Source organism: Acetitomaculum ruminis DSM 5522, from assembly GCF_900112085.1.
In the GTDB taxonomy this organism is placed as follows: domain Bacteria; phylum Bacillota; class Clostridia; order Lachnospirales; family Lachnospiraceae; genus Acetitomaculum; species Acetitomaculum ruminis.
Genome location: NZ_FOJY01000016.1, coordinates 14,081 through 34,638, shown reverse-complemented (window position 1 = coordinate 34,638; position 20,558 = coordinate 14,081). Strand labels below are relative to the sequence as shown.

General features: G+C 35.2%; 18 protein-coding genes. All 18 read right to left on the bottom strand.

Annotated elements, in window-relative coordinates; genetic code table 11:
* Positions 1-36: 36 nt before the first annotated feature.
* A complete protein-coding gene (gene cysK / locus BM153_RS10465) occupies positions 37-969 on the bottom strand; it encodes a cysteine synthase A (RefSeq protein WP_092873467.1) in 933 nt (310 codons plus the stop codon).
* Positions 970-990: 21 nt separating this feature from the next.
* The gene (locus tag BM153_RS10460) at positions 991-2,271 is read right to left on the bottom strand and encodes an O-acetylhomoserine aminocarboxypropyltransferase/cysteine synthase family protein (protein WP_092873465.1); all 1,281 of its coding nucleotides are present in this window, start codon (positions 2,269-2,271) and stop codon (positions 991-993) included.
* A 425-nt stretch (positions 2,272-2,696) separates the two neighbouring features.
* On the bottom strand, positions 2,697-3,605 hold the full coding sequence (locus BM153_RS10455) for a LysR family transcriptional regulator (RefSeq protein ID WP_092873463.1): 909 nt from the start codon (positions 3,603-3,605) through the stop codon (positions 2,697-2,699).
* Positions 3,606-3,753: 148 nt separating this feature from the next.
* A complete protein-coding gene (locus BM153_RS10450) occupies positions 3,754-4,380 on the bottom strand; it encodes a cytidylate kinase-like family protein (RefSeq protein ID WP_092873461.1) in 627 nt (208 codons plus the stop codon).
* A 19-nt stretch (positions 4,381-4,399) separates the two neighbouring features.
* The gene (locus BM153_RS10445; protein WP_092873459.1) at positions 4,400-5,659 is read right to left on the bottom strand and encodes a Zn-dependent hydrolase; all 1,260 of its coding nucleotides are present in this window, start codon (positions 5,657-5,659) and stop codon (positions 4,400-4,402) included.
* A 23-nt stretch (positions 5,660-5,682) separates the two neighbouring features.
* Complete coding sequence (gene preA, locus BM153_RS10440; protein ID WP_092873457.1) at positions 5,683-7,200, bottom strand: NAD-dependent dihydropyrimidine dehydrogenase subunit PreA; 1,518 nt, start codon at positions 7,198-7,200, stop codon at positions 5,683-5,685.
* 20 nt (positions 7,201-7,220) lie between these two features.
* Complete coding sequence (gene hydA, locus BM153_RS10435; protein WP_092873455.1) at positions 7,221-8,588, bottom strand: dihydropyrimidinase; 1,368 nt, start codon at positions 8,586-8,588, stop codon at positions 7,221-7,223.
* A gap of 62 nt (positions 8,589-8,650) precedes the next feature.
* Positions 8,651-9,766 carry an ABC transporter substrate-binding protein gene (locus tag BM153_RS10430; protein WP_092873453.1) on the bottom strand — a complete coding sequence of 372 codons (1,116 nt, stop codon included), beginning with the start codon at positions 9,764-9,766 and terminating at the stop codon, positions 8,651-8,653.
* A 44-nt stretch (positions 9,767-9,810) separates the two neighbouring features.
* Complete coding sequence (locus BM153_RS10425; protein ID WP_242949131.1) at positions 9,811-10,665, bottom strand: ABC transporter permease; 855 nt, start codon at positions 10,663-10,665, stop codon at positions 9,811-9,813.
* Between the two features lie 2 nt (positions 10,666-10,667).
* Entirely contained in the window at positions 10,668-11,480 is an 813-nt protein-coding gene (locus BM153_RS10420) for an ABC transporter permease (RefSeq protein WP_242949130.1), read from the bottom strand.
* On the bottom strand, positions 11,480-12,265 hold the full coding sequence (locus BM153_RS10415; RefSeq protein ID WP_092873451.1) for an ABC transporter ATP-binding protein: 786 nt from the start codon (positions 12,263-12,265) through the stop codon (positions 11,480-11,482). Before BM153_RS10415 ends, BM153_RS10420 begins: the two co-directional genes overlap by 1 nt.
* 156 nt (positions 12,266-12,421) lie before the next feature.
* Entirely contained in the window at positions 12,422-13,582 is a 1,161-nt protein-coding gene (locus BM153_RS10410) for an iron-containing alcohol dehydrogenase (RefSeq protein WP_092873449.1), read from the bottom strand.
* 15 nt (positions 13,583-13,597) lie between these two features.
* Positions 13,598-14,929, bottom strand: a complete 1,332-nt coding sequence (locus BM153_RS10405) for an aminotransferase class III-fold pyridoxal phosphate-dependent enzyme (RefSeq protein WP_330392089.1) — start codon at positions 14,927-14,929, stop codon at positions 13,598-13,600.
* Positions 14,930-15,110: 181 nt separating this feature from the next.
* Positions 15,111-16,274 carry a PucR family transcriptional regulator gene (locus BM153_RS10400; RefSeq protein WP_092873447.1) on the bottom strand — a complete coding sequence of 388 codons (1,164 nt, stop codon included), beginning with the start codon at positions 16,272-16,274 and terminating at the stop codon, positions 15,111-15,113.
* Between the two features lie 108 nt (positions 16,275-16,382).
* Positions 16,383-17,390, bottom strand: a complete 1,008-nt coding sequence (locus BM153_RS10395; RefSeq protein ID WP_092873445.1) for an RNA polymerase sigma factor — start codon at positions 17,388-17,390, stop codon at positions 16,383-16,385.
* A 199-nt stretch (positions 17,391-17,589) separates the two neighbouring features.
* Positions 17,590-18,330 (bottom strand): aminotransferase class IV, encoded by a 741-nt coding sequence (locus BM153_RS10390; protein WP_177205641.1) that lies wholly within the window; start codon positions 18,328-18,330, stop codon positions 17,590-17,592.
* Positions 18,311-19,696: an aminodeoxychorismate synthase component I gene (gene pabB / locus BM153_RS10385; RefSeq protein ID WP_242949129.1), complete on the bottom strand. Its 1,386-nt coding sequence runs from the start codon at positions 19,694-19,696 to the stop codon at positions 18,311-18,313. Before pabB ends, BM153_RS10390 begins: the two co-directional genes overlap by 20 nt.
* Complete coding sequence (locus BM153_RS10380) at positions 19,696-20,295, bottom strand: anthranilate synthase component II (RefSeq protein WP_092873441.1); 600 nt, start codon at positions 20,293-20,295, stop codon at positions 19,696-19,698. The genes pabB and BM153_RS10380 overlap by 1 nt, the downstream gene beginning before the upstream one ends.
* Positions 20,296-20,558: the final 263 nt, after the last annotated feature.

Below are 20,558 nucleotides of genomic sequence, written 5' to 3'. Positions count from 1 at the left end.
AAAGCCGAAGTAAAACTCCGGCTTTAGATTTTTATTTTATTCTGTAAAAAGTGCTGTTGAATAATATCTATCACCGCTGTCAGGTAATAAAGCAACGATAACTTTTCCTTTATTTTCAGGCTTTTTAGCTAATTCTATAGCACCATGTAAAGCTGCTCCGGAAGAAATTCCCACTGAGATTCCTTCTTTTTTAGCTAAAAGTTTTGCAGTATCAAAGGCAGCCTGATTTGATGCCTTAAATACTTCGTCATATACTTTGGTATTAAGAACTGTCGGAACAAATCCTGCACCGATTCCCTGAATCTTATGACTTCCGCTTTTTCCTTCAGACAGTACCGGTGAATCTTCAGGCTCTAATGCCACAATCTTAATATCAGGATTTTTCTCTTTTAAGAACTCTCCTGTTCCGGTAACTGTTCCACCTGTTCCTACTCCTGCTATGAAAATATCAACATTTCCATCTGTATCATTCCAGATTTCAGGACCGGTTGTTGCCTTGTGAATAGCAGGGTTTGCAGGATTGTCAAACTGCGCAGGGATAAAGCTGTTTGGAATTTCTTTTGCAAGCTCCTCAGCCTTTGCAATAGCACCTTTCATTCCCTTTGCACCTTCAGTTAATACAATCTCAGCACCATATGATTTAATGATATTTCTTCTTTCAATACTCATTGTTTCAGGCATTGTAATAATAAGTCGATAGCCCTTAGCTGCTGCTATTGAAGCAAGTCCGATTCCTGTATTTCCTGAGGTAGGCTCAATAATAACCGAACCTTCCTTTAAAAGACCTTTTTCTTCTGCATCTTCAATCATTGACTTTGCTATACGGTCTTTTACACTTCCACCTGGATTAAAATACTCAAGTTTAACAAGAATTGTTGCCTCAAGTCCTAATTCTTTTTCAATATTTACCACTTCTACCAGTGGTGTGTTTCCGATTAATCCAAGTGTTCCTTTGTAAATTTTTGACATTATCTTATCCCCTTTCCAAATTTATAGTGCCTTAAATCCATTCTCTAAATCAGCGATTATGTCGTCAATATGTTCTGTTCCGATGGAAAGTCTGACAGTGTTTTCCTTAATTCCCTGATCTGTTAATTCCTCTGTTGAAAGCTGAGAATGTGTTGTTGAAGCCGGATGTATAACAAGGCTCTTAACATCAGCAACATTTGCTAAGAGGGAGAAAATCTTAAGGTTATCAATAAACTTCCATGCTTCTTCCTTTCCTCCTTTTATTTCGAAGGTAAAAATTGAAGCTCCTCCATTCGGAAAATATCTTTCATAAAGTGCATTATCAGGATGATCCTTTAAGGATGGATGATTAACTTTTTCAACCAATGGATGGTTCTTTAAATATTCTACCACTTTTTTTGTATTTTCGGCATGTCTTTCAAGACGAAGTGATAAAGTTTCAACACCCTGTAGTAATAAGAAAGCGTTAAATGGTGAAATAGTTGCTCCGGTATCTCTTAAAAGAATAGCTCTGATATAGGTCACAAAAGCTGCCGGACCTACCACATCATAGAAAGAAATTCCATGATAGCTTGGATTTGGAGCTGCTATATTAGGATATTTTCCACTTTCTTTCCAATTGAATTTTCCTGATTCAACAATGACTCCACCTAAAGTAGTACCATGTCCACCAATAAATTTTGTAGCGGAATGAACTACAATATCTGCTCCGTGCTCAAAAGGTCTTATAAGATATGGTGTACCAAAGGTATTGTCCACAACTACCGGTAAACCATGTTTATGAGCAATTTCTGATATTGCATCAATATCAGGGATATCGCTGTTTGGATTTCCTAAAGTTTCAAGATAAATAGCTCTTGTATTGTCCTTTATAGCATCCTCTACTTCTTTAAGATTATGAGCATCTACAAAAGTTGTGGTTATGCCATATTGTGGAAGAGTATGTGCTAAAAGGTTGTAACTTCCACCATAAATTGTTTTTTGGGCTACGATATGTCCCCCGTTTGCTGCAAGAGCTTCTATAGTATAAGTAATTGCCGCTGAACCGGATGCAAGTGCCAAAGCTGCACTTCCTCCTTCTAAAGCTGCAAGTCTTTTTTCCAAAACATCCTGTGTAGAATTTGTAAGTCTTCCGTATATATTTCCTGCATCTGCAAGACCAAATCTGTCTGCAGCATGTTTGCTGTTATGGAATACATAAGAGGTAGTCTGATAAATCGGTACTGCTCTTGAATCTGTAGCAGGATCTGCTTCCTCTTGTCCAACGTGTAATTGTAATGTTTCAAATCTGTAATCAGCCATATTATTAATCTCCTTTATTATCTTCTAAATTCTTTTTTCTTTATTATCTTATTAATTCTTATTCTTTATTATTTTCTAAATCTTTTTCTTTACAATTTTGTATAAAAATACCCGGGGGTTTTCCGGGTAAATGACATCAATATCAAACATTTTTAATGTAAAATACCGCAACAGGCAGATTTTAAAGCTTGCCCCATTATCATTTTCCCACTATTAAAGTAACACATTCGAAATTCAATTTCCTTCCTCATTTTATTATTCATCTGCGTTACCTCCTTCCTTATCATGTGTATATCCTAGCATTTTACTATGAATTTGAAAATTCTCAAAATCCTATCATTGGTGATAACCTTTATTTATCGCAAAACAAAATGTAATAAAAAAAGCTTCTCGTTGATTTTACTCAACAAAAAGCTTTAAAAAAATTAATCTATTTCCTTGAATTTTAACAGTTCTTCAAGATAATCTTTTCCATATTCTGATAAATCACTGTCTTTTCTTACTATGTAACCAATAGTCAAGGGATCCTCTTCCTTTAATTTTATGGAAACCATACCCTTTAAAATAGCCTCTTCCCCGGAAAGCATACCGGAACCAATGGAATAACCGTGAAGCTTTGAAATTAACTCCATTGTTGTGGCTCTGTCATCTGATTTTATCAGCTTTTTAAAATCATAGTCTGCCATGGCTTCCTCTGTAAGATAATAATTACTGTCATCACTTTGGTCAAAGGAAAGGCAGGGATAATCGGATAATTCTTCTATGGATATTTCATCCCTGTCAGCCAGTTCGTGATCCTCCCAGACATAAACATAGGTTTCCCTTCTCATCAAAGGTGTAAATTCCAGGCCGTATTCCTTTATAAGTTTCTTTATGACAGGCTCGTTTGAACCGGAAAATGATACAATTCCCACTTCACTTTTTAAAGTTCTTACATCTTCTAAAACATCTTTTGTCTTGGTTTCATGAAAGGAAAATACATATTTTTCCGGATCATTTTTCTTTATTACATTGGTAAATGCCTTAAGAGAAAAGTTATAATGCTGGGTTGAAACAGAAAAACGCTCTTTATCACTGTCTTTAGAAAGATATCTTTCCTCCATGATTTCATACTGGCTTAGAACCTTTTTGGCATAGGTTACAAACTCTCTTCCCTCATCTGTGATACAGACTCCCTTGTTACTTCTTTCAAAAATTAAAATTCCCAATTCCTCCTCTAATTCCCTGATACTGGCGGATAATGCAGGCTGTGAAATAAAGAGTTTTGTCGCTGCCTCCCTTATGGAAGAAGAGCCTGCTACTTCTAATATATATTTAAGTTGAGAAATATTCATTTTAATTTCCTCCAAAAATCCTTTTTAATAATTTTTCTCAAAAATTATCCTTAAGATAAATCATACTATATTAGTAGACAATACTCAATACGCTTTTTCACATTAATGTAAAACAGCCGGGAGCAGATTGATATGCTCCCGACCGTTTCTAGTGGTTTTTAAATTTAATATTGATGTAATCTTTTATTATTTCTACACAGTTTTCTCTACCGATTCTATCGCTGTTTAATACCAAATCGTAGTTTGTAGGATTAGTCCATTTTTTTCCTCCTGTGTAGTAACTATAGTAATTTGCCCTGTATTTATCAGTGCTTACTATAAGTTTTGCCGCCCTTTCCGGGGAAATGTGCATCTTAGAGGTAATTGATTCTATGCAGGCATGTCTTGGTGCTTCCACATAAACGCTTATTACATTTTTTCTATCCCTTAAAATATCATCTGCACATTTTCCAATAATTATACAACTTTGTGTAGCTGCCAAAGACCTTATTATATCAGCCTGAACATTAAAGACATTTACATCTGATACAAAAGCCTTGTCCCAGGGCTCTAAAACTCCGGTAACCGGAACTTTCCTAAGGAAATTGGCAATGTATTTTCCCCTTAATTTTTCATCATTTTCCACAAAAATGCTTTCATCTATTCCACTTTGGTCTGATGCCATTGTAAGTATCTGGCGGTCATAGCAGGGAATGCCCAGTTCCTTTGATAATCGCATCCCGATATCTTTTCCGCCGCTTCCGAAGCCTCTGGCTATGGTAATAATATAATTCATAGGCACTCCTTTTTATTATTTAAGCATCTGCTTTTAATACTGCATTTAACATTACACTTGCCCCTTCGGTACAGTGTTCCGGTGAAGAATACTCCGGTTCACAATGGCTTAAGCCGTCTTTTGACTGAACAAAAATCATTGTGGTTGGAAGCATGTAGGATACAAACTGGGCATCATGGCCTGCTCCTGAATGAATATACTGATAAGAAACTCCCAGTTCTTTGGCAGCCTCTTCTACATATGCCACAAGTTTTTTATCCCAGTAAACTGTATCACGATTCCATGCTTTTTCTACCTTGCAGCTACAACCTGCCCAGTCTTTTTCTTCACAGCTTTTAACAATTTCCAAAACTTTTTCCAGTACCTTCGGGTCTTCATGACGGGCATCAAAGGAAAAATCAAAGAAGTCCGGAACGCAGGTATGTACACATGGATGGCAAACCAACTCACCGGTTGTATAAACCAAGTCACTGTAACCTAATTTATCAATTTCTTCATGTAAATAGTTAAGAGCCTTTGCTGCTGCAAAAAAGGCATCTTTTCTTTTTGGCATTGGAAATGTTCCGGCATGGGTTGTCTGTCCATAAAATTTAAGTCTGTAATTAAACATTCCAAGTACACAATCCACAACTCCTATATCTTTTCCTGCATCCTCTAAAATCGGTCCCTGCTCAATATGAGTTTCAAACATATAAAGGTATTTTTCAGGAGACAATCTGTATTTTTTATCCCCCATAAATCCTGATGCCTTTAAGGCCTCCCCGAAGGTCTTTTCCTCATCTAAGATACTTTTTGAATTCATCATATCTTCGTATCTGAATTTTACCCTGATATCCTCCGGAAGATAATCATAGCAGACAATTCCTGAACACATCATTGCCGGCGGATATAATGAACCTTCCTCATTTGTCCAAATCATGGCTGTAAGGGGATGTTTGTGAGGAATATTGTGTTCATGAACAGTTTCAAGAACCTCCATTGCTGACATTACACCTAAAATACCGTCATAATTTCCACCGTTTTTTACTGAGTCACAATGAGATGCCATTACTATTCTTTTTGCATTTTCATCAGTTCCCGGTAATGTTGCATAAATATTAGCCACATCATCTATTTCAATAACAGCTCCTATGGCTTCCATTCTCTTTATAAATTCTTTTCTTGCCATAATTGCCTCTTCTGATAAGGAATAACGAGTTATTCCACCATGTCCGGCATCTCCGAATTTTGAAAAAGTATTAATCTTATTTGTCATTCTTTCTAAACTGCATGTATACATAATATTACCTTCTTTCTGTATTTTTATGATATCTTTTCTTCTTTTATTTTGTTTAGCAACCTCTTTTTTGAAGGGGTTATTGAGCCTGTAGGACAAACCAATACACATAATTGACAACCCACACATTTATTAGGATTCATTTTAGGTTTTCCGGTTTTTGTGCTTAAGCTAACAGCCTGATGTCCACCGTCAAAGCATGAAATATAACATCTTCCACAAACTACACAGGTTTCTTTGTGAAATCTTGGATATTCAATGCTGTCTCTTTCCAAGTCCTCCGGTGCAACTATATTTTCAAGTGCCAATCCCACCATTTCTTTTACACTTTTAAAATTATTCTTTGCCAGATAATCTGATAGTCCTTCTTTTAAATCATCAATTATTCTGTAGCCGTATTGCATTACTGCTGTTGTAATCTGAACTGTTTCACAACCCATTGCTATAAATTCTGCTGCATCCTTCCAGGTTTCTATTCCGCCCATGCCGGAAATTGGAATATTTTTCAATTCTTTTTCCTGCTTCATATCGTTTATAAAGCGTAAAGCTATTGGTTTTACGGCTTTTCCTGAGTATCCTCCCACAGAACATTTACCACCTACATTTGGAGCCGTGGAAAAATTATTAAGGTCAACATTCATAATGCTTTTAATGGTATTAATGGCAGCAAGTCCGTCTGCCTTTTCCCTAATGGCAGCTATAGCCGGCTCCTGCATTTTTGTAATATTTGGTGTCATCTTGGCTAACACAGGAATTTTTGTGCCTTTTTTGGTAGCAGCTGTATATTTTGCCACTAGTGATGGATTTGTTCCCACATCACTTCCAAGGCCTTCTTTTGCCATTTGTGGACAGGAAAAATTACATTCAATCATATCAGCCCCGGCTTCTTCCATTAACCTGGCAAGCTTTGTCCACTCTGCCTCGTTTTGTCCCATAATTGAAGCGATAATTATTTTATCCGGATATTCTCTTTTTAATCTTCTTAAAAATCCCAGATTTTCTTCTAAAGTATGGTCTGATATCTGCTCTATATTTTTAAAACCAATAAAAGGATTATCTTCTTTTTCAAGGGCACCAAATCTTGGAGATACCTCATCAGGCTTAAAAAGCCCTATTGTCTTAAAGGCCACTCCTGCCCAACCCATATCAAATGCTTTTGCCACCATTTCATAATTGCTTCCCACCACTGAAGAAGAAAGTATAAATGGATTTTCAAAATGTACTCCGCAAAAATCTATTTCCAGACTTATTTTTTTCTCTGGAATATTTCTCTTACAATTATCAAGTTCTTTGATAATCTGTGGAATATATACCGGTTCATCTATATCTCCTAATCTGCAACTTTCCATGCAGGATGCATTACAGTTAAGGCAGGTATTTTCTTCTTTTGTTTTTCTTACTGCTCCTGTTATATTTTCAAATCTTAAGGAGCGAATAATATCTGCCACCTTAAGACCTTTTTTACAGGCTTTTGTGCAGGGAGCATCATGACACAAAAGGCATCTTGCAACTTCTTTTTTTATTTTTATCTTTTCGTAGGTCATTTTTCCCCGCCTCCTTTACACTATTTTTTAGGACTTCTTTTTACATAATTTCCATCTCCCGGAGTTCCCACATATTCTCCATTGTCATATACAAGCTGACCTCTAAGATAGGTCTGAAGAAGATATCCATGAAGCTTCTTTCCTTCCCAGATGGTGTGATCATAATCTGAATGCATATTGTTTACGCTTATGGTAAAGTCCTTATCTTTGTCATAAATTACAATGTCTGCATCCTTTCCTACTGCGATTTCTCCTTTATTATCACAACCAAAAATCTTTGCAACATTTGTGGAACATACTTCAACAACCTTTTCAAAGGTAATTTTTCCTGCATTTGCCGCATCAAGCATATAAGGATAAAGGTTTTCCACTCCGGCACAGCCATTTGGAATTTTTGTAAAATCATCCTTTCCCCAGTCCTTTTCATAACTTTGGAATGGACAATGATCTGTTGCAACGGTATCAATAAAGCCTGATTTTAAAGCTTTCCATAAAGCATCCTGGCTTTCTTTTCCCTTCATTGGAGGAGAACAAACAAAGTTTCTTCCATCCTCTCTTTTATAAACATCACAGGTAAATTCTAAATATTGTGGACAGGTTTCCACATATAATTCATGTCCTTCTTCTTTTGCTTTAATACATTCTTCAAGACCTTCTTTATCTGCCATGTGAACAATATATACGGGAGCATCTAAATGACTTGACCAATGTACTACCCTCTTATCTGCTTCAGCTTCCACAAATTCCGGACGGCTCATATAGTGATACCAGGCATCTGTTTTTCCTTCTTTTAAATATTTGTCCACTCTTAAATCAATTAAATCAGGGTTTTCAGCGTGTACATTTATCATGGCACCTAATTCTTTTGCCCTTAAAAGTAAGGTTGCAAGCATGCCGTCATCTACCATCATTCCTTCTTTTTTATATACAAGAAAACATTTAAAACTGGTAATTCCCTTTTCTACTGCCTCTTCCATTTCATCAAGAATCTGTCCGTCATTAAAGTTTGTAATACAGCAATGAAATGCATAATCACAACACGCTTCTTTTTCCAATACTGATTTTTTTGAATTTATCAGGCCTAAAATTGTTTCTCCCTTATGCTGTACAGGATAGTCAAATATTGTAGTTACACCACCACAAACTGCTGCTCTTGTTCCTGCTAAATAGCTGTCAGCTGATATTGTTCCTCCAAAAGGCATTGCCATGTGGGTATGGGCATCCAAAGCTCCTGGTAATACAAGTTTTCCTTTGGCATCCACAACTTTTTTTGCTTCAAAGTCCAAATCTTTTCCAATGGCAACAATCTTTCCGTCTTTTACTGCCACATCTGCCTCAAAACTTGAAACTGCAGTTACTACTGTTCCGTTTTTTATTAATAAATCCATACTTAATCACCTCATTTTTTTAACCGGTGATGACAGATTAGTCTGCCACCACCTTTTTTTAATTAATAATTTTCAGGTTTATATACAAGTACCAGTCCTGATCTTTGGAAAATCTGTGCAATTTCTACCAGGTTCATTCCACTGGCATCTGCTGATGCAAGATTTGTTTCCCAGGTTACTCCAAAATCAACCGTATTATTATTTACTGCTGTTGTTTCAGCAATATCTCCACCACCTGATACTATGTTTACATCTTCAAATCCCACTTCTTTGTAATATCCCTTGTCAAGGGCAACATAATATCCCATAAACTGTGCATCCGGCAGCCATTTAAGCTGAATTGATACTTTCTTCTTTTCTACATTGAATTTTCCGTCAGATGCCTGTGCTTTTTCATAAAAACTTGTATCTCTGATATCATCAAGAGTTAAATTCTGGAATTTTTCGTTTGCATCTGCATCATCAAGACTTACATATTTCTTTGCAATATCAAGTGTCTGTTTCATGGCATCTTCATCCATATTTCCTATATCACTGACCTTTTCTCCCTTTGTATCAGTTGAAACAAGTTTTGCCACCTCATCTGCCATATATTCCTGATGTTCCTTTGAAACTGATGAACCGTATTCATAACAAATTTGGGCTGCTTCTTTTGGATTTTCCACTGCGTATTCCCAGCCTTTAAAGGATGCATATAAAAATGCTGCCACTGTTTCCGGGTTTTCTTTTGCAAAATCCTTACTGCAAAAGATATTGTCCTCAAGCATTGCCACTCCTTCATCATTCATGTCAATGTACTCAACTGTATCTTTGTATCCATATCCACCTTCATAATCATTTTTAACTAATCCCAGCTCGTTATAGGTCATAGCTGATGCCAAAGTAATTGAATCATCATCAAATCCGTCCATGGTAAAATCCTGACTTAAAAAGTCTGTTGGAAGGTCATATTTTGCAAGTAATGCCAAAACCTCATATTCATTTCCCAGACCCCAGTTACCTACTTTTCCATCTTTTGCAGCTTTTTCAATAATGTCTTTTGAAGTTAATTCTTCTTTTTTTTCATTTTCTGCTGTTGATGTGGTTTCTTTTTGGCTTTCACCACATCCTACAAATGCTCCCACTGCCAAAGATGCTGTTAAAAGCATACATAATATTCTTTTCATTCTTTTCTTCATATTCTTTTCTCCTTTCAAGGCTTTTATTTTTTATGTAAATTGTTTTAGTGATACCTTTTTAAAAATATACTTTGTAAAATCATTAAAATTGCATATGCAAATATTCCTATAAGACAGGCTGTTGCTATATATGCCCAAGCCGTGGAATATTGAGCTAAAACTATATTTTCTCTAATCTGCCTTCCCACTCCGGTTATATATTCCGCAAAATACTCACTGACTATGGCTGTCATAATACTTGCCGGAACTGAAACCTTTAAGGCTGAAAAAACATAGGGAATAGAGTTTGGTAAACGAAGTTTAAAAAAGATTTTTTTCCTTGAGGATGCATATATTGCCATAAGATCCAGGGCATAAGGCTTTAAATTCGTTAAACCCTTATAGGCATTTAATCCCATATCAGCGGCACATATAAGCATTACCACTATTGTTTTTGAAATCATGCTTCTAAAGCTTGCATCCCTTGAAATATCCTTGGTCCAGTTGTTAAAAACCGGTGCCATGGCAACTACGGGAATTGAAGCAAATGCTCCTATTACTGCAAGACCTCCCTGTCCGAATTTAGGAAAAAAACTGGCAAGCAGTGCCATAAGATATCCCAAAATACTTCCAATTACCAGTCCCATAAGGGAAACCTGTAATGTTGAAAAGGTATTTTCCAAAAGCTTTTCCTTGTTATCTGCCATAATGCTTCCGATTTTATCAAGAAGGGGAAGGGTAAAGGTATCAGTATGAAAAAGTCTGTGTAATACCTGTCCCTGCCATAATCCCACAAGAATAATTCCAAATATCAAAGGAAGAATTACCGTGGAAGCCTTTTGCCATTTTGGGTTTTCCCTTATTCTCTCCCTTAGTTTTTTTCTTCTGCCCATCTTTTTTAAAACTACTTTATCTTCCATGTCTAAGGCCTCCTTTTCCAGGGTGATACGGCTGTTTCAATAAGTCCGATTATTTTACTTATTATTATTCCTATAAAGGCACTGAAAAATACAATTAACCAGAAAGTATAAATACTCATTGCATGTTTTAATGACTGGGATAACAAACATCCAAGTCCTCCATCTCCTTGAAGGGTATCTACAAGTATTGAGGCCGTTACTGCCATAGGTGCTGCAATTTTTAATCCTATAAAGAAATAAGGCATTGCGGCAGGTATTAAAACTTTTTGGTAAATTTCATGTTTCTTTGCCGCATAAATATACATAAGGTCATATTTTTCCTTTTCTACTGATTTAAATCCGTAAAGAGTATTTGTTGCCACCGGATAAAAACTTAAAATTGCTGCAATTACCACACGGCTTACATTAATATCTCCCGTTATGGAAAGAATAATGGGTGCCAGTCCCAAAACCGGAATTAACTGGATTAACATCAGATAGGGAAAAAGCATTTTTCCCAAAAGATTTGACATTTTCATAAGTAGTGCAAAAACAAATCCTATTACTCCTCCAAGGATAAATCCTAAAAAACCTCTTAAAAGAGTCTGCCCGGCACTTGTAAGAACCGCCTGACTGGCACTTAGTTCTCCACTTACTTTCTCACCGGAAAAAGCAGCCATAATAATCTGATACAAATGAGGCAGTATGTTTTCAGGAATTCTTTTGGTATTTGCCACAACTATTGCAGATATTTCCCAGATAATTAATAAAAGCAATATCCAAAAAACTGCTGAAAACCACTTTTTGTTTCCTATATTTAACATCTTTTCTCTCATTAAACACTGCCCCCTTCAAAACTGTTTCTAACCTTTGTCACCAGCTCATTAAAATGGGTAGATTCTTTAACCTCCACAGGTCTTGGCCTTTCAATATCTATATCAACTATTGCTGATAAACGCCCCGGATGGGGAGATAATACGCAAACTCTGTCTGAAAGGAAAACTCCCTCCTGAATGTTATGGGTTACAAATAAAATAGTTTTGTTTGTTGCCTTCCAGATTCTTACTAAATCCTCATGAAGTTTTTCCTTTGTAAACTCGTCCAAAGCTGAAAAAGGTTCATCCATAAGTAATATATCCGGATCTAAGCCAAATGCCCTGGCAATATTGGCTCTTTGCTGCATTCCTCCTGACAGCTGATTTGGATAATGATTTGCAAAATCCTTAAGTCCTACCATTTCAAGCATTTCCATTGCCCTGTCTGATCTTTCCCCTTTGGAATATCCCATAATCTCCATTGGAAGCTCCACATTCTTTTTTACTGTTCGCCAGTCAAACAATACCGGCTGCTGAAAAACAAATCCGAATTTTTTCTGAAGCCTTACTTCCTTTGGTGTCATGCCCTGGATATGCACATCACCCTCACTTGGCTTTTGTAAATCTGCAATGCATCGAAGAAGGGTAGTTTTTCCACATCCTGACGGTCCTAAAAGTGTAATAAATTCACCTTTATAAATTTCTAAATTAACACCGGTCAGTGCAGCGACATCTTTTCCTTCATTATCCTTAAAAGTCACCCCTAATTGCCTTGTTTTGATTTCAATATTTCTTTCTTCACTCATAACCGGTTCCTCACTTCTTCCTTGATATATAAAAAAACACAGCTTCGGCTAACTTTTTTCAGCGCCTTTGCTGTGTTCTTTTGATAGTTAAAGTATATAGATTGTATTTAATTAATTCAATTTGTTCCGGCACAAAAGAATTTGTGCTTTAGCACATTACTTTGCTATCAGATTACAATATATTTTTTCACAATCCTCTTTTTTTACTTCTTTTCTGGTATTTGAAGGACTTCCCGAATCTAAAGCATCCTTTGTCATTTTGGGGATTAATTCAACAAATTTTTCTTTTTCAATACCACATTGTCTTAAAGTAGGTATTTCACATATTTCAAGAACTTCTTCTACTGCCTTGATAAATATTTCAGAAGCTTTCTTATCATCCTCTTTTTCACCAGCAAGTCCGCAGGCTCTTGCCAGGTTTCCAAATCTTTCATAAGTACCTTCCAGGGCAAAGTTTAAGCATTCTCCTAAAAGCATGGCATTACTTTTTCCATGGGGAATGTGAAAAAGTGCACCGATAGGTCTGCTCATTCCATGAACTATGGTTACACTGGAATTATTTATGCAAACTCCCGCTTCAAAAGCCCCTATTGCCATTTCTTTTCTTGCCTGGCCGTCATTACCGTTTTTATAGGCCTTTGGCAGGTATTTCATAATTCTTTTTACTGCTGATAAGCCATATACATCTGTAAGTTCCGTGGCTTTTTTTGAGGTATATGCCTCAATAGCATGGGTAAGGGCATCAAGACCTGTAGCTGCCGTTACACTTTTTGGCATATCCATTGTATTTTCATAATCAATAATTGCCAGATGGGGAATAAGACAATTTCCCTTTAAAAGCATCTTAATATCCTTTTTTGTATCAGTAATTACAGAAAACTTTGTAGCTTCAGAACCTGTACCGGAAGTAGTGGGAATTGCCACAATTTTTGGAATATCACAAACAATTTCCTTTCCGCAAAAATCTGCTATGCCAACTCCTTCTTTTTGTACAGCCATCAGGGCTATTGCCTTGGCAAGATCTAAGGGGCTTCCCCCTCCAATACCGATAATAAAACGGCTATTGCTTTTTTTATAGGCCTCTACACCTTTAACAACCATTTCATCTGTAGGTTCCCCGCTTGTTTCATCAAAAACATAATAAGCTATTTCAAATTCCTCCAAAGCCTTTTTTAAAGCCATAACCATAGGAGATTTTCCCACATGAGGGCCTGTTACAATAAGGGCTCTGTCACCATAGCTTTTTAAATATCCGTATGCCTCTTTAAACCCGTTACTTCCAAGAATAACATGGGGAGGGATTAAAAATTCTGCCATATTACACCTCTTTTTCTAGATGAATTTCTCATCTACAATAGTAAGCACCTCGTCTAGTTTCTCTAATTCTTCTTCTAACTGCTCTTTGGTTATTATAAGAGGCGGACAGATAAATATCATATTCTCATGGGAATAGGTCATAAATTTTCTCTCTTTTAAAAGACCAATTACTTTTCCCATTATGCCATTTGGATCTTTTCCATAAGCTACCAAAGGTTCTTTTGTTTTCTTGTCTTTTACCAGTTCTACGCAAGAAAATAGTCCAATGTATCTAACATCTCCAAGACATGGATGTTTTTCCTTTAATTCTTCTAATTTTTCTCCTAAAACCTTTCCCTGTTTTTCCACATTTCCTAAAATATCAGCCTTCTTATAATAATTTACGCAGGCAACTCCTGCTGCACAGGCCAAAGGATGACCGCTGTAGGTTAGTCCGCAAGATAAAAGATTTTTGTCAAAATATTCTGCAATTTTCTTTGATACAGCCACACCTCCAAGCTGTACATAGCCACAGGTTACTCCCTTTGCGAAGGTTACAATATCAGGAATAACATCAAAATTTTCAAAGGCAAACATTTTTCCTGTTCTGCACCAGCCTGCCATAACCTCATCGCAAATCATTAAGATTCCAAATTCATCACAGATTTTTCTTACTCCCGGCAAATAGCCCTTTGGAGGAATAATTATTCCATTTGAACCAGTAATGGTTTCCATAACTATTGCCGCAACATTATCAGCTCCTTCATAAATAAGCTGTTCTCTAAGTTTTGTAAGATAAAACTTACATGCTTCTTCTTCTGATTTAAATTCAATGGCCTCTCTGTAGATATATGGGTCAAAAAATTTAACAAATCCCGGAATTCCCGGCTCTAAAGGATAGCGTCTTGGCTCACCTGTTAAATTTCCTGCTCCAAAGGAGGAACCATGATAGCTTCTGTAACGACTGAATATTTTCTTTCTGCCGGTAAACATTCTGGCTATTTTTATGGCATTTTCATTGGCATCAGCTCCGGCATTTGTAAAAAATACCTTTCCAAAACTATCAGGAAGTAAATCTATAATCATTTTTGCAAGTTCCCCGCGAGGTTTTGATGCCACAGAAGGACCAATATAGCAATATTCCTCTGCCTGTTTTTTTATGGCTTCAATAATATCTTTATTTCCATATCCCAGATTTAAATTAACAAGCTGAGATGCCATGTCCGTATAACGGTTTCCGTCATAATCATAGTAGTAAATTCCCTCTGCCTCTTTTATAGGAATTGGATTTAATCCTTCCTGCTTACTCCAGGACTGTAAAACATATTTTTTTTGCATTTCTTTTATTTCATTTCCGTTCATTTCCATAATATATTCCTTTCCGGGACTTTTTTGCCCTTAACAATTTTCTTTTCTTAACTTAATAATTATTATATTTTTTTAGTAAATCTATTCAATGAGTTAAAACACAAATCAGAATGTGCCCTGGCACAAGGAAAGAAAAAAACTAAAAAAGACACCTTTGTTTAAAAGTGTCTTATGAAAAATATTACATTATATCCATTAATTTAAATGCCAGTATTAACTCTGCCCTGGCTGTTAAAGATGACATTTCTATATCCAGTAATTCTTCGATTTTATTTAATTTATAATTAACCGTGTTTCTGTGAACGAATAAATCATCAGCGGTTTCCTTTACGCTTCCGTTATGGGAAAGATAACTTCTAAGGGTCTGACATAAATTTGAATTATTAACATTATCATACTCTATAAGTTTTCTTAAAGTATGATTATAATAATCAATCATTATTTCCCTGTCTTCTATTCCCATTAAAAGACGGTAAATTCCAAGTTTGGTATAAAAAAAGTTGTCCTCGTCTATTTTTTTCTTTTCCTGAAGTCTTTGAATTGACCTGGCCTGATTATAGCTTTTATAAAGACATCTTACACTTTTTGTAAGCCTTCCCACTCCCATGGAAAGCCTTTCATCAGGGGTTAAAAGGGCTTTTATACTTACCTTTATATCTTTGACTTCATTTAATAATTCACCTTCCGTCAGATTTGCAAATACAATTATTATCTCCAGATCATTTATAAAAACAGCAAAATTTTTATTTTTATGCCGGATTTTACTTTCTAAAACCACGCATAAACTTTCCAGTCTTTCCTCAACGCTGTCTGCCCTGCTTTCAATTTTCATTACCGTAACGCTATATCTCCAGTTAACCCTGAAAGACCTTTGAGATAAAGGTACGACATATAATTCTTCCTGCTTTGGAAAGCATATGGCATTTTTAAAAGCTGCTGAAGTTTCCATTATTCTTTGTTCATCCTTTGTAATGGCAAAACAGCAGATACGCATAATTTCTGTTAAATGAACCTTCCAGGGTACTACATACAAGGGAAAGCCCTTTTCGTCACAAAAGTCCTTAGCCTCCTTTGAGATTTCTTCAATAAAGGGACCGATATTTATAATTATCCCTGACACCTTCTTTTCATAAAGAGCCCTTATTAAATCTACCAGATCTTGTCTTGAGCTTAAACCTATTCCTGTTGTAAATGCCAGTTGTCCATTGTCTAAAAAATCAGAAGCTTCTACAGTTTCCACCATGTGAACCCAGCTTACATAATTTGAAATTCCCCTTTCTCCGGCAACCAGGCTTATATCCAAATGTTTCACTTTTTCTATTAATCTTGATAACTCTATTGCCATTCTTAATCCCTTCCGGCCAAAATAAAAATATGCCCTAAAATCCCACAATAAAAAAAGCGCCTGGTACCTATGTACCAAACGCCTTCGTTCGTCAATGTCAATAAGATACTAAAGATTAGCTTTTATGTCAAGTGTAGTAATTTGTAATGTATCATCCTTTTGAAGTGTAAGAGAATAATCTTTTTCTACATAACCCAGTGATTTCAGTGGATTTTTGTTATTCCAAATCATAATTGTAAATATAATTCCAAGTATTATAAGAATTCCCATTATAAAGGATATTACAGATTTTCCTGAAAAAACCATGGCAATTCTTTCTCCAAAACTGATATTGTTATCTGTATTTATAATAACATTACTTCTATTAAAATCCTTATTTGATGCCTCACCCAAAAGAACCCTTGATATTAAAATATCATCATTAAACAATTCCTTAAAGTTTTCAGCCTGTAAATTAAGACCGGTTTTAAGGAGATAGAAAAATACCAATAATCCGTAAGAGTGCTTTCTGATATTGTTTTTCTTTTCTGCTTCACAGACATTTTTTTCGATTTTTCTTCTTCCAAGATAAAGAATACTTTTTATATCTGACTCTGAAAGAGCATATAATTTTGCCAGTTCTTCAAGAGACATTTCTTTTAAATAATATAGTGAAATACATTCTTTTTCCCTTGTGGATAAATCGGCTATTACTTCCTCTAAAAGACCCTGTATTTCAGATTCCTCCACATAAAAATCCGGCTGATTGTAAAATGGATTTCCAACATATTTTATATAGTCATTTCCATAGCTTAAATCATAATCAGCTGCTTTTGATATTATGCTTTCAGTAGATTTTTTATTATTTTCTTTTATGTAATCAAGCAGACAATCACTTACTATTGTATTAAGATATTCTCCAAAATCTTTAATGTCTTTACCTTTTTTAATATCTCCAAATGCCTTTTGAAATGTTTCCTCAACCAAATCTTTTCTCTTCGTTTCATCATAAACGATTAAAGCAATATCCATATAAACAGTTTTTGCATAGGATTCATAGAGATAGGAAAATGCTTCTTCTCTCCCGGACTTTGCATATTTTAAGGCATCTGCAACTATTTCCTTATTATATTCCATATATTTTTCCTCATAATATAATCATTTTTATCCCCCTTAGGGGGATATATTTAATAAAAACAATGGGAGATTGCTCTAATTGCAATTACAGCAACTCTCCCGTATAGTTAGTCTCGTGTTACTATATCATAAAAATATTATTTCATGCAAGCAAAACAAGCCCAATAAATCTTATTATCTATCACTTATTGGAATATCCCTATTCCATATAAGATTGATAAATATTCTGACACTTCCTAATAATTTCGCCTCTTTCAAAGTATTTATCAGCTAATTTATTTACAGGCATAATTCCCATTAATGAATTGGTTACAAAACATTCTTCCATATCATAAACATCTTTTGGATATAGTTTTTCTTCTTTTACATCAAATTTTTCTATTATAAAACGCCTTAAAATCCCTGGTAATAAGCCACATTCCTTTTGGGGAGTATATATTTTTTTATCTCTTACAAAAAAGATATTGGTGGTAGAACCTTCGCTTATCTGACCTTTTGAATTTAAAAAGATTACTTCATCTGTAGCTGTGTTTTTTAATCTTCTTTTTTCAAGAATGTTATCTCCATAATTAAAACTTTTATGATAAACAAGACTCGAACTTTCATTTCTTAATACGTTGCTGTATTCCAAATTAAAGCCCCTGTCAGTTTTTTCTTTGTCATAAGGATTATCCCTTAAAAGAAAAATTTTATTAGAAGCTGAAGCCATGATTTTAAAGGCTTTTTTACCAGAAGAATCCTTTGAAATATCTTCTTTGTTTTCTTCCAGCCATTTTTCTACTTCTTTTTTGCTTATTCTTTGGTAAATATTAAAATACTCCAAAGAGTTGTTAATTCTTTCAAGATGCCAATCCAACAAAAGTGCCCTGCCCTCTTTTAAACAAATGGTTTCAAAGACCCCCAGTCCAAAAGAAAAGCCATCATCTAACACTATATTCATATTTTTCTCCATCTTTACTTTCCACTTTTAATACATCTACAAGGGCTCTGGCCTTTTGCCAGGTTTCTTCAAATTCAAACGCCAAATCAGAATCGTAGGTTATACCCCCGCCTACTCCCAAATGGTAAACACCGTCCTTATGGATGGCTGTACGAATCACTATATTTAAATCGCAATCCCCATTTAAAGAAATATAACCAATGGAACCGGTGTAAAGATTTCTTCTTGCCCTTTCTTCCTTATCAATTAACTCCATTGCCCTAAGTTTCGGAGTTCCTGTAATGGAGCCTCCCGGAAAGGCAGCTTTAATTAAATCAATGGCATTACAGCCTTCTTTTAACCTTCCTTCTACATTGGAAACCAGATGAAAAACTGTTGCATAACTTTCAACTTTAAATAGTTCCGTAACCTTTACCGAGCCGGGAATACAAACCTTGTTTAAATCATTTCGCTCTAAATCAACAATCATCAATAATTCGCTTTGCTCTTTTTTTGAATTTTGCAAATCATTTTTTAATTCCAGGTCTTCTTTAGGAGTTTTTCCCCGTTTTCTTGTGCCTTTTATAGGTCTTGTAATAACTTTTCCATCCTTTATATTCATAAATCTTTCAGGAGAGGCACAGACAATCTGAAAATCACCGTAGTCCATATATCCCCCAAAAGGCGAAGGATTTTTTTCTCTTAAAATGCGAAACATATCATAAGGATTACAATCACTTTCTATCTGAAGCTGTTGTGTCATATTCACAACATAGATATCCCCATCTATTATGTAATGAATCATATTATCCACAGCATCCATATAAGCCTTCTGACTAAAAAAGCTATAGGCTTTAGAATTAAAATCCTGTGAAAATTCTTTTGATTCCACCTCATTTTTAAGAATATCTCTTATTAAAGAGATAGATTTATCAGCATCAGCGGTATATCCGTTGGCAACAATAAACAATTCTTTCTTATAAAGATCTTCTATTACAAAAATATCATAGAAATAAAGCAAGGCATCGGGAATTTCCAGCTCCTCATTATGACGGCTTTCCACCCCTTCTTTTTTCCTTCCAAAATCATAGGAAAAGTACCCCACAGCTCCGGAAAGCAAAGGCAAATCACTGTCATTTTCCTCTTTATGTTCTGATAAATATTCTTTTACATATTCCAAAAACGATTCTTTGCTTTCTTTTCCATTTATGGTGAATTTCCCACGAGAATTAACCAGTTTCAAATAGGGTCTTAAGGCAATTATGGAAAATTTCCCTAATTCACTTTTTTGAGAGGAATCAAGAAAAACTGCCTCTTCCTTATTTCTTAAAAGATGAAATATGTCAGCCATATCCGGATAATTATCAAGCTTAAATATCTTTCTCATTATACTGCCCTTCTTTCTTCTTTTTTCCATTCTTTGCAGATATTATGAAAATTATATAAAAGCTCATGTCCATATTCTGTTAAAACAGCCTCAGGATGAAACTGTATGCCATAAACCGGGTATTTTACATGACTTATCCCCATAATAACTCCATCCTCCGTTTTGGCAGTAACCTTAAGAAAAGAAGGAAGTTTTTCATCTGAAACTACAAGAGAATGGTATCTGGTTACATCATATGTTTCAGGTAATCCTGTAAAAACTCCTGTGTTATTATGGTGAATTTTGCTGATTTTTCCGTGTACCGGGACTTTTCCGTGACAGACTTTTGCGCCATAATAATGGCCAATAATCTGATGACCAAGACAAACTCCAAGAATAGGAACAAGGTTTTGATATCTGTCTAAAATCTGATTGGATATAATAGCATCCTCAGGTCTTTTAGGCCCAGGTGATATTATAATCCCCTCTAAATCCATTGAATCGATTTCTTCAAATCTGACTTCATCCGCTCTGCGAACCAAAACCTCCTGACCGTTTTCCTCCATATAGGCACGAAGGTTATAAACAAAAGAATCATAATTGTCAATCATATAATACATAAAAATAGCTCCTCCCAAGATTATCAACAGTAAATTTACAGTCGTTATCCTGAAAAAAGCTCAAGTCCGTAACCTGTATTTAAGAAAATTATAATATAAAATCTAATTATTGGCAACAATGTATTTTATTGACTTTCCATATCCCGTTTAAGGGTATTTTGACAAAATATTTATCCTCTAATCCAAAATTAAATTATTTTATAACAGTTATTTTCTATTTTTTTATGGTAATTTACTGAAAAATTTAAGAGATTTTCCGATAT

Excerpts from the sequence above, each read along its gene's own strand:
- cysK (WP_092873467.1), bottom strand. The coding sequence starts at position 969 with ATGTCAAAAATTTACAAAGGAACACTTGGATTAATCGGAAACACACCA.
- BM153_RS10460 (WP_092873465.1), bottom strand. The coding sequence starts at position 2,271 with ATGGCTGATTACAGATTTGAAACATTACAATTACACGTTGGACAAGAG.
- BM153_RS10455 (WP_092873463.1), bottom strand. The coding sequence starts at position 3,605 with ATGAATATTTCTCAACTTAAATATATATTAGAAGTAGCAGGCTCTTCT.
- BM153_RS10450 (WP_092873461.1), bottom strand. The coding sequence starts at position 4,380 with ATGAATTATATTATTACCATAGCCAGAGGCTTCGGAAGCGGCGGAAAA.
- BM153_RS10445 (WP_092873459.1), bottom strand. The coding sequence starts at position 5,659 with ATGTATACATGCAGTTTAGAAAGAATGACAAATAAGATTAATACTTTT.
- preA (WP_092873457.1), bottom strand. The coding sequence starts at position 7,200 with ATGACCTACGAAAAGATAAAAATAAAAAAAGAAGTTGCAAGATGCCTT.
- hydA (WP_092873455.1), bottom strand. The coding sequence starts at position 8,588 with ATGGATTTATTAATAAAAAACGGAACAGTAGTAACTGCAGTTTCAAGT.
- BM153_RS10430 (WP_092873453.1), bottom strand. The coding sequence starts at position 9,766 with ATGAAGAAAAGAATGAAAAGAATATTATGTATGCTTTTAACAGCATCT.
- BM153_RS10425 (WP_242949131.1), bottom strand. The coding sequence starts at position 10,665 with ATGGAAGATAAAGTAGTTTTAAAAAAGATGGGCAGAAGAAAAAAACTA.
- BM153_RS10420 (WP_242949130.1), bottom strand. The coding sequence starts at position 11,480 with ATGAGAGAAAAGATGTTAAATATAGGAAACAAAAAGTGGTTTTCAGCA.
- BM153_RS10415 (WP_092873451.1), bottom strand. The coding sequence starts at position 12,265 with ATGAGTGAAGAAAGAAATATTGAAATCAAAACAAGGCAATTAGGGGTG.
- BM153_RS10410 (WP_092873449.1), bottom strand. The coding sequence starts at position 13,582 with ATGGCAGAATTTTTAATCCCTCCCCATGTTATTCTTGGAAGTAACGGG.
- BM153_RS10405 (WP_330392089.1), bottom strand. The coding sequence starts at position 14,929 with ATGGAAATGAACGGAAATGAAATAAAAGAAATGCAAAAAAAATATGTT.
- BM153_RS10400 (WP_092873447.1), bottom strand. The coding sequence starts at position 16,274 with ATGGCAATAGAGTTATCAAGATTAATAGAAAAAGTGAAACATTTGGAT.
- BM153_RS10395 (WP_092873445.1), bottom strand. The coding sequence starts at position 17,390 with ATGGAATATAATAAGGAAATAGTTGCAGATGCCTTAAAATATGCAAAG.
- BM153_RS10390 (WP_177205641.1), bottom strand. The coding sequence starts at position 18,330 with ATGAATATAGTGTTAGATGATGGCTTTTCTTTTGGACTGGGGGTCTTT.
- pabB (WP_242949129.1), bottom strand. The coding sequence starts at position 19,696 with ATGAGAAAGATATTTAAGCTTGATAATTATCCGGATATGGCTGACATA.
- BM153_RS10380 (WP_092873441.1), bottom strand. The coding sequence starts at position 20,295 with ATGTATTATATGATTGACAATTATGATTCTTTTGTTTATAACCTTCGT.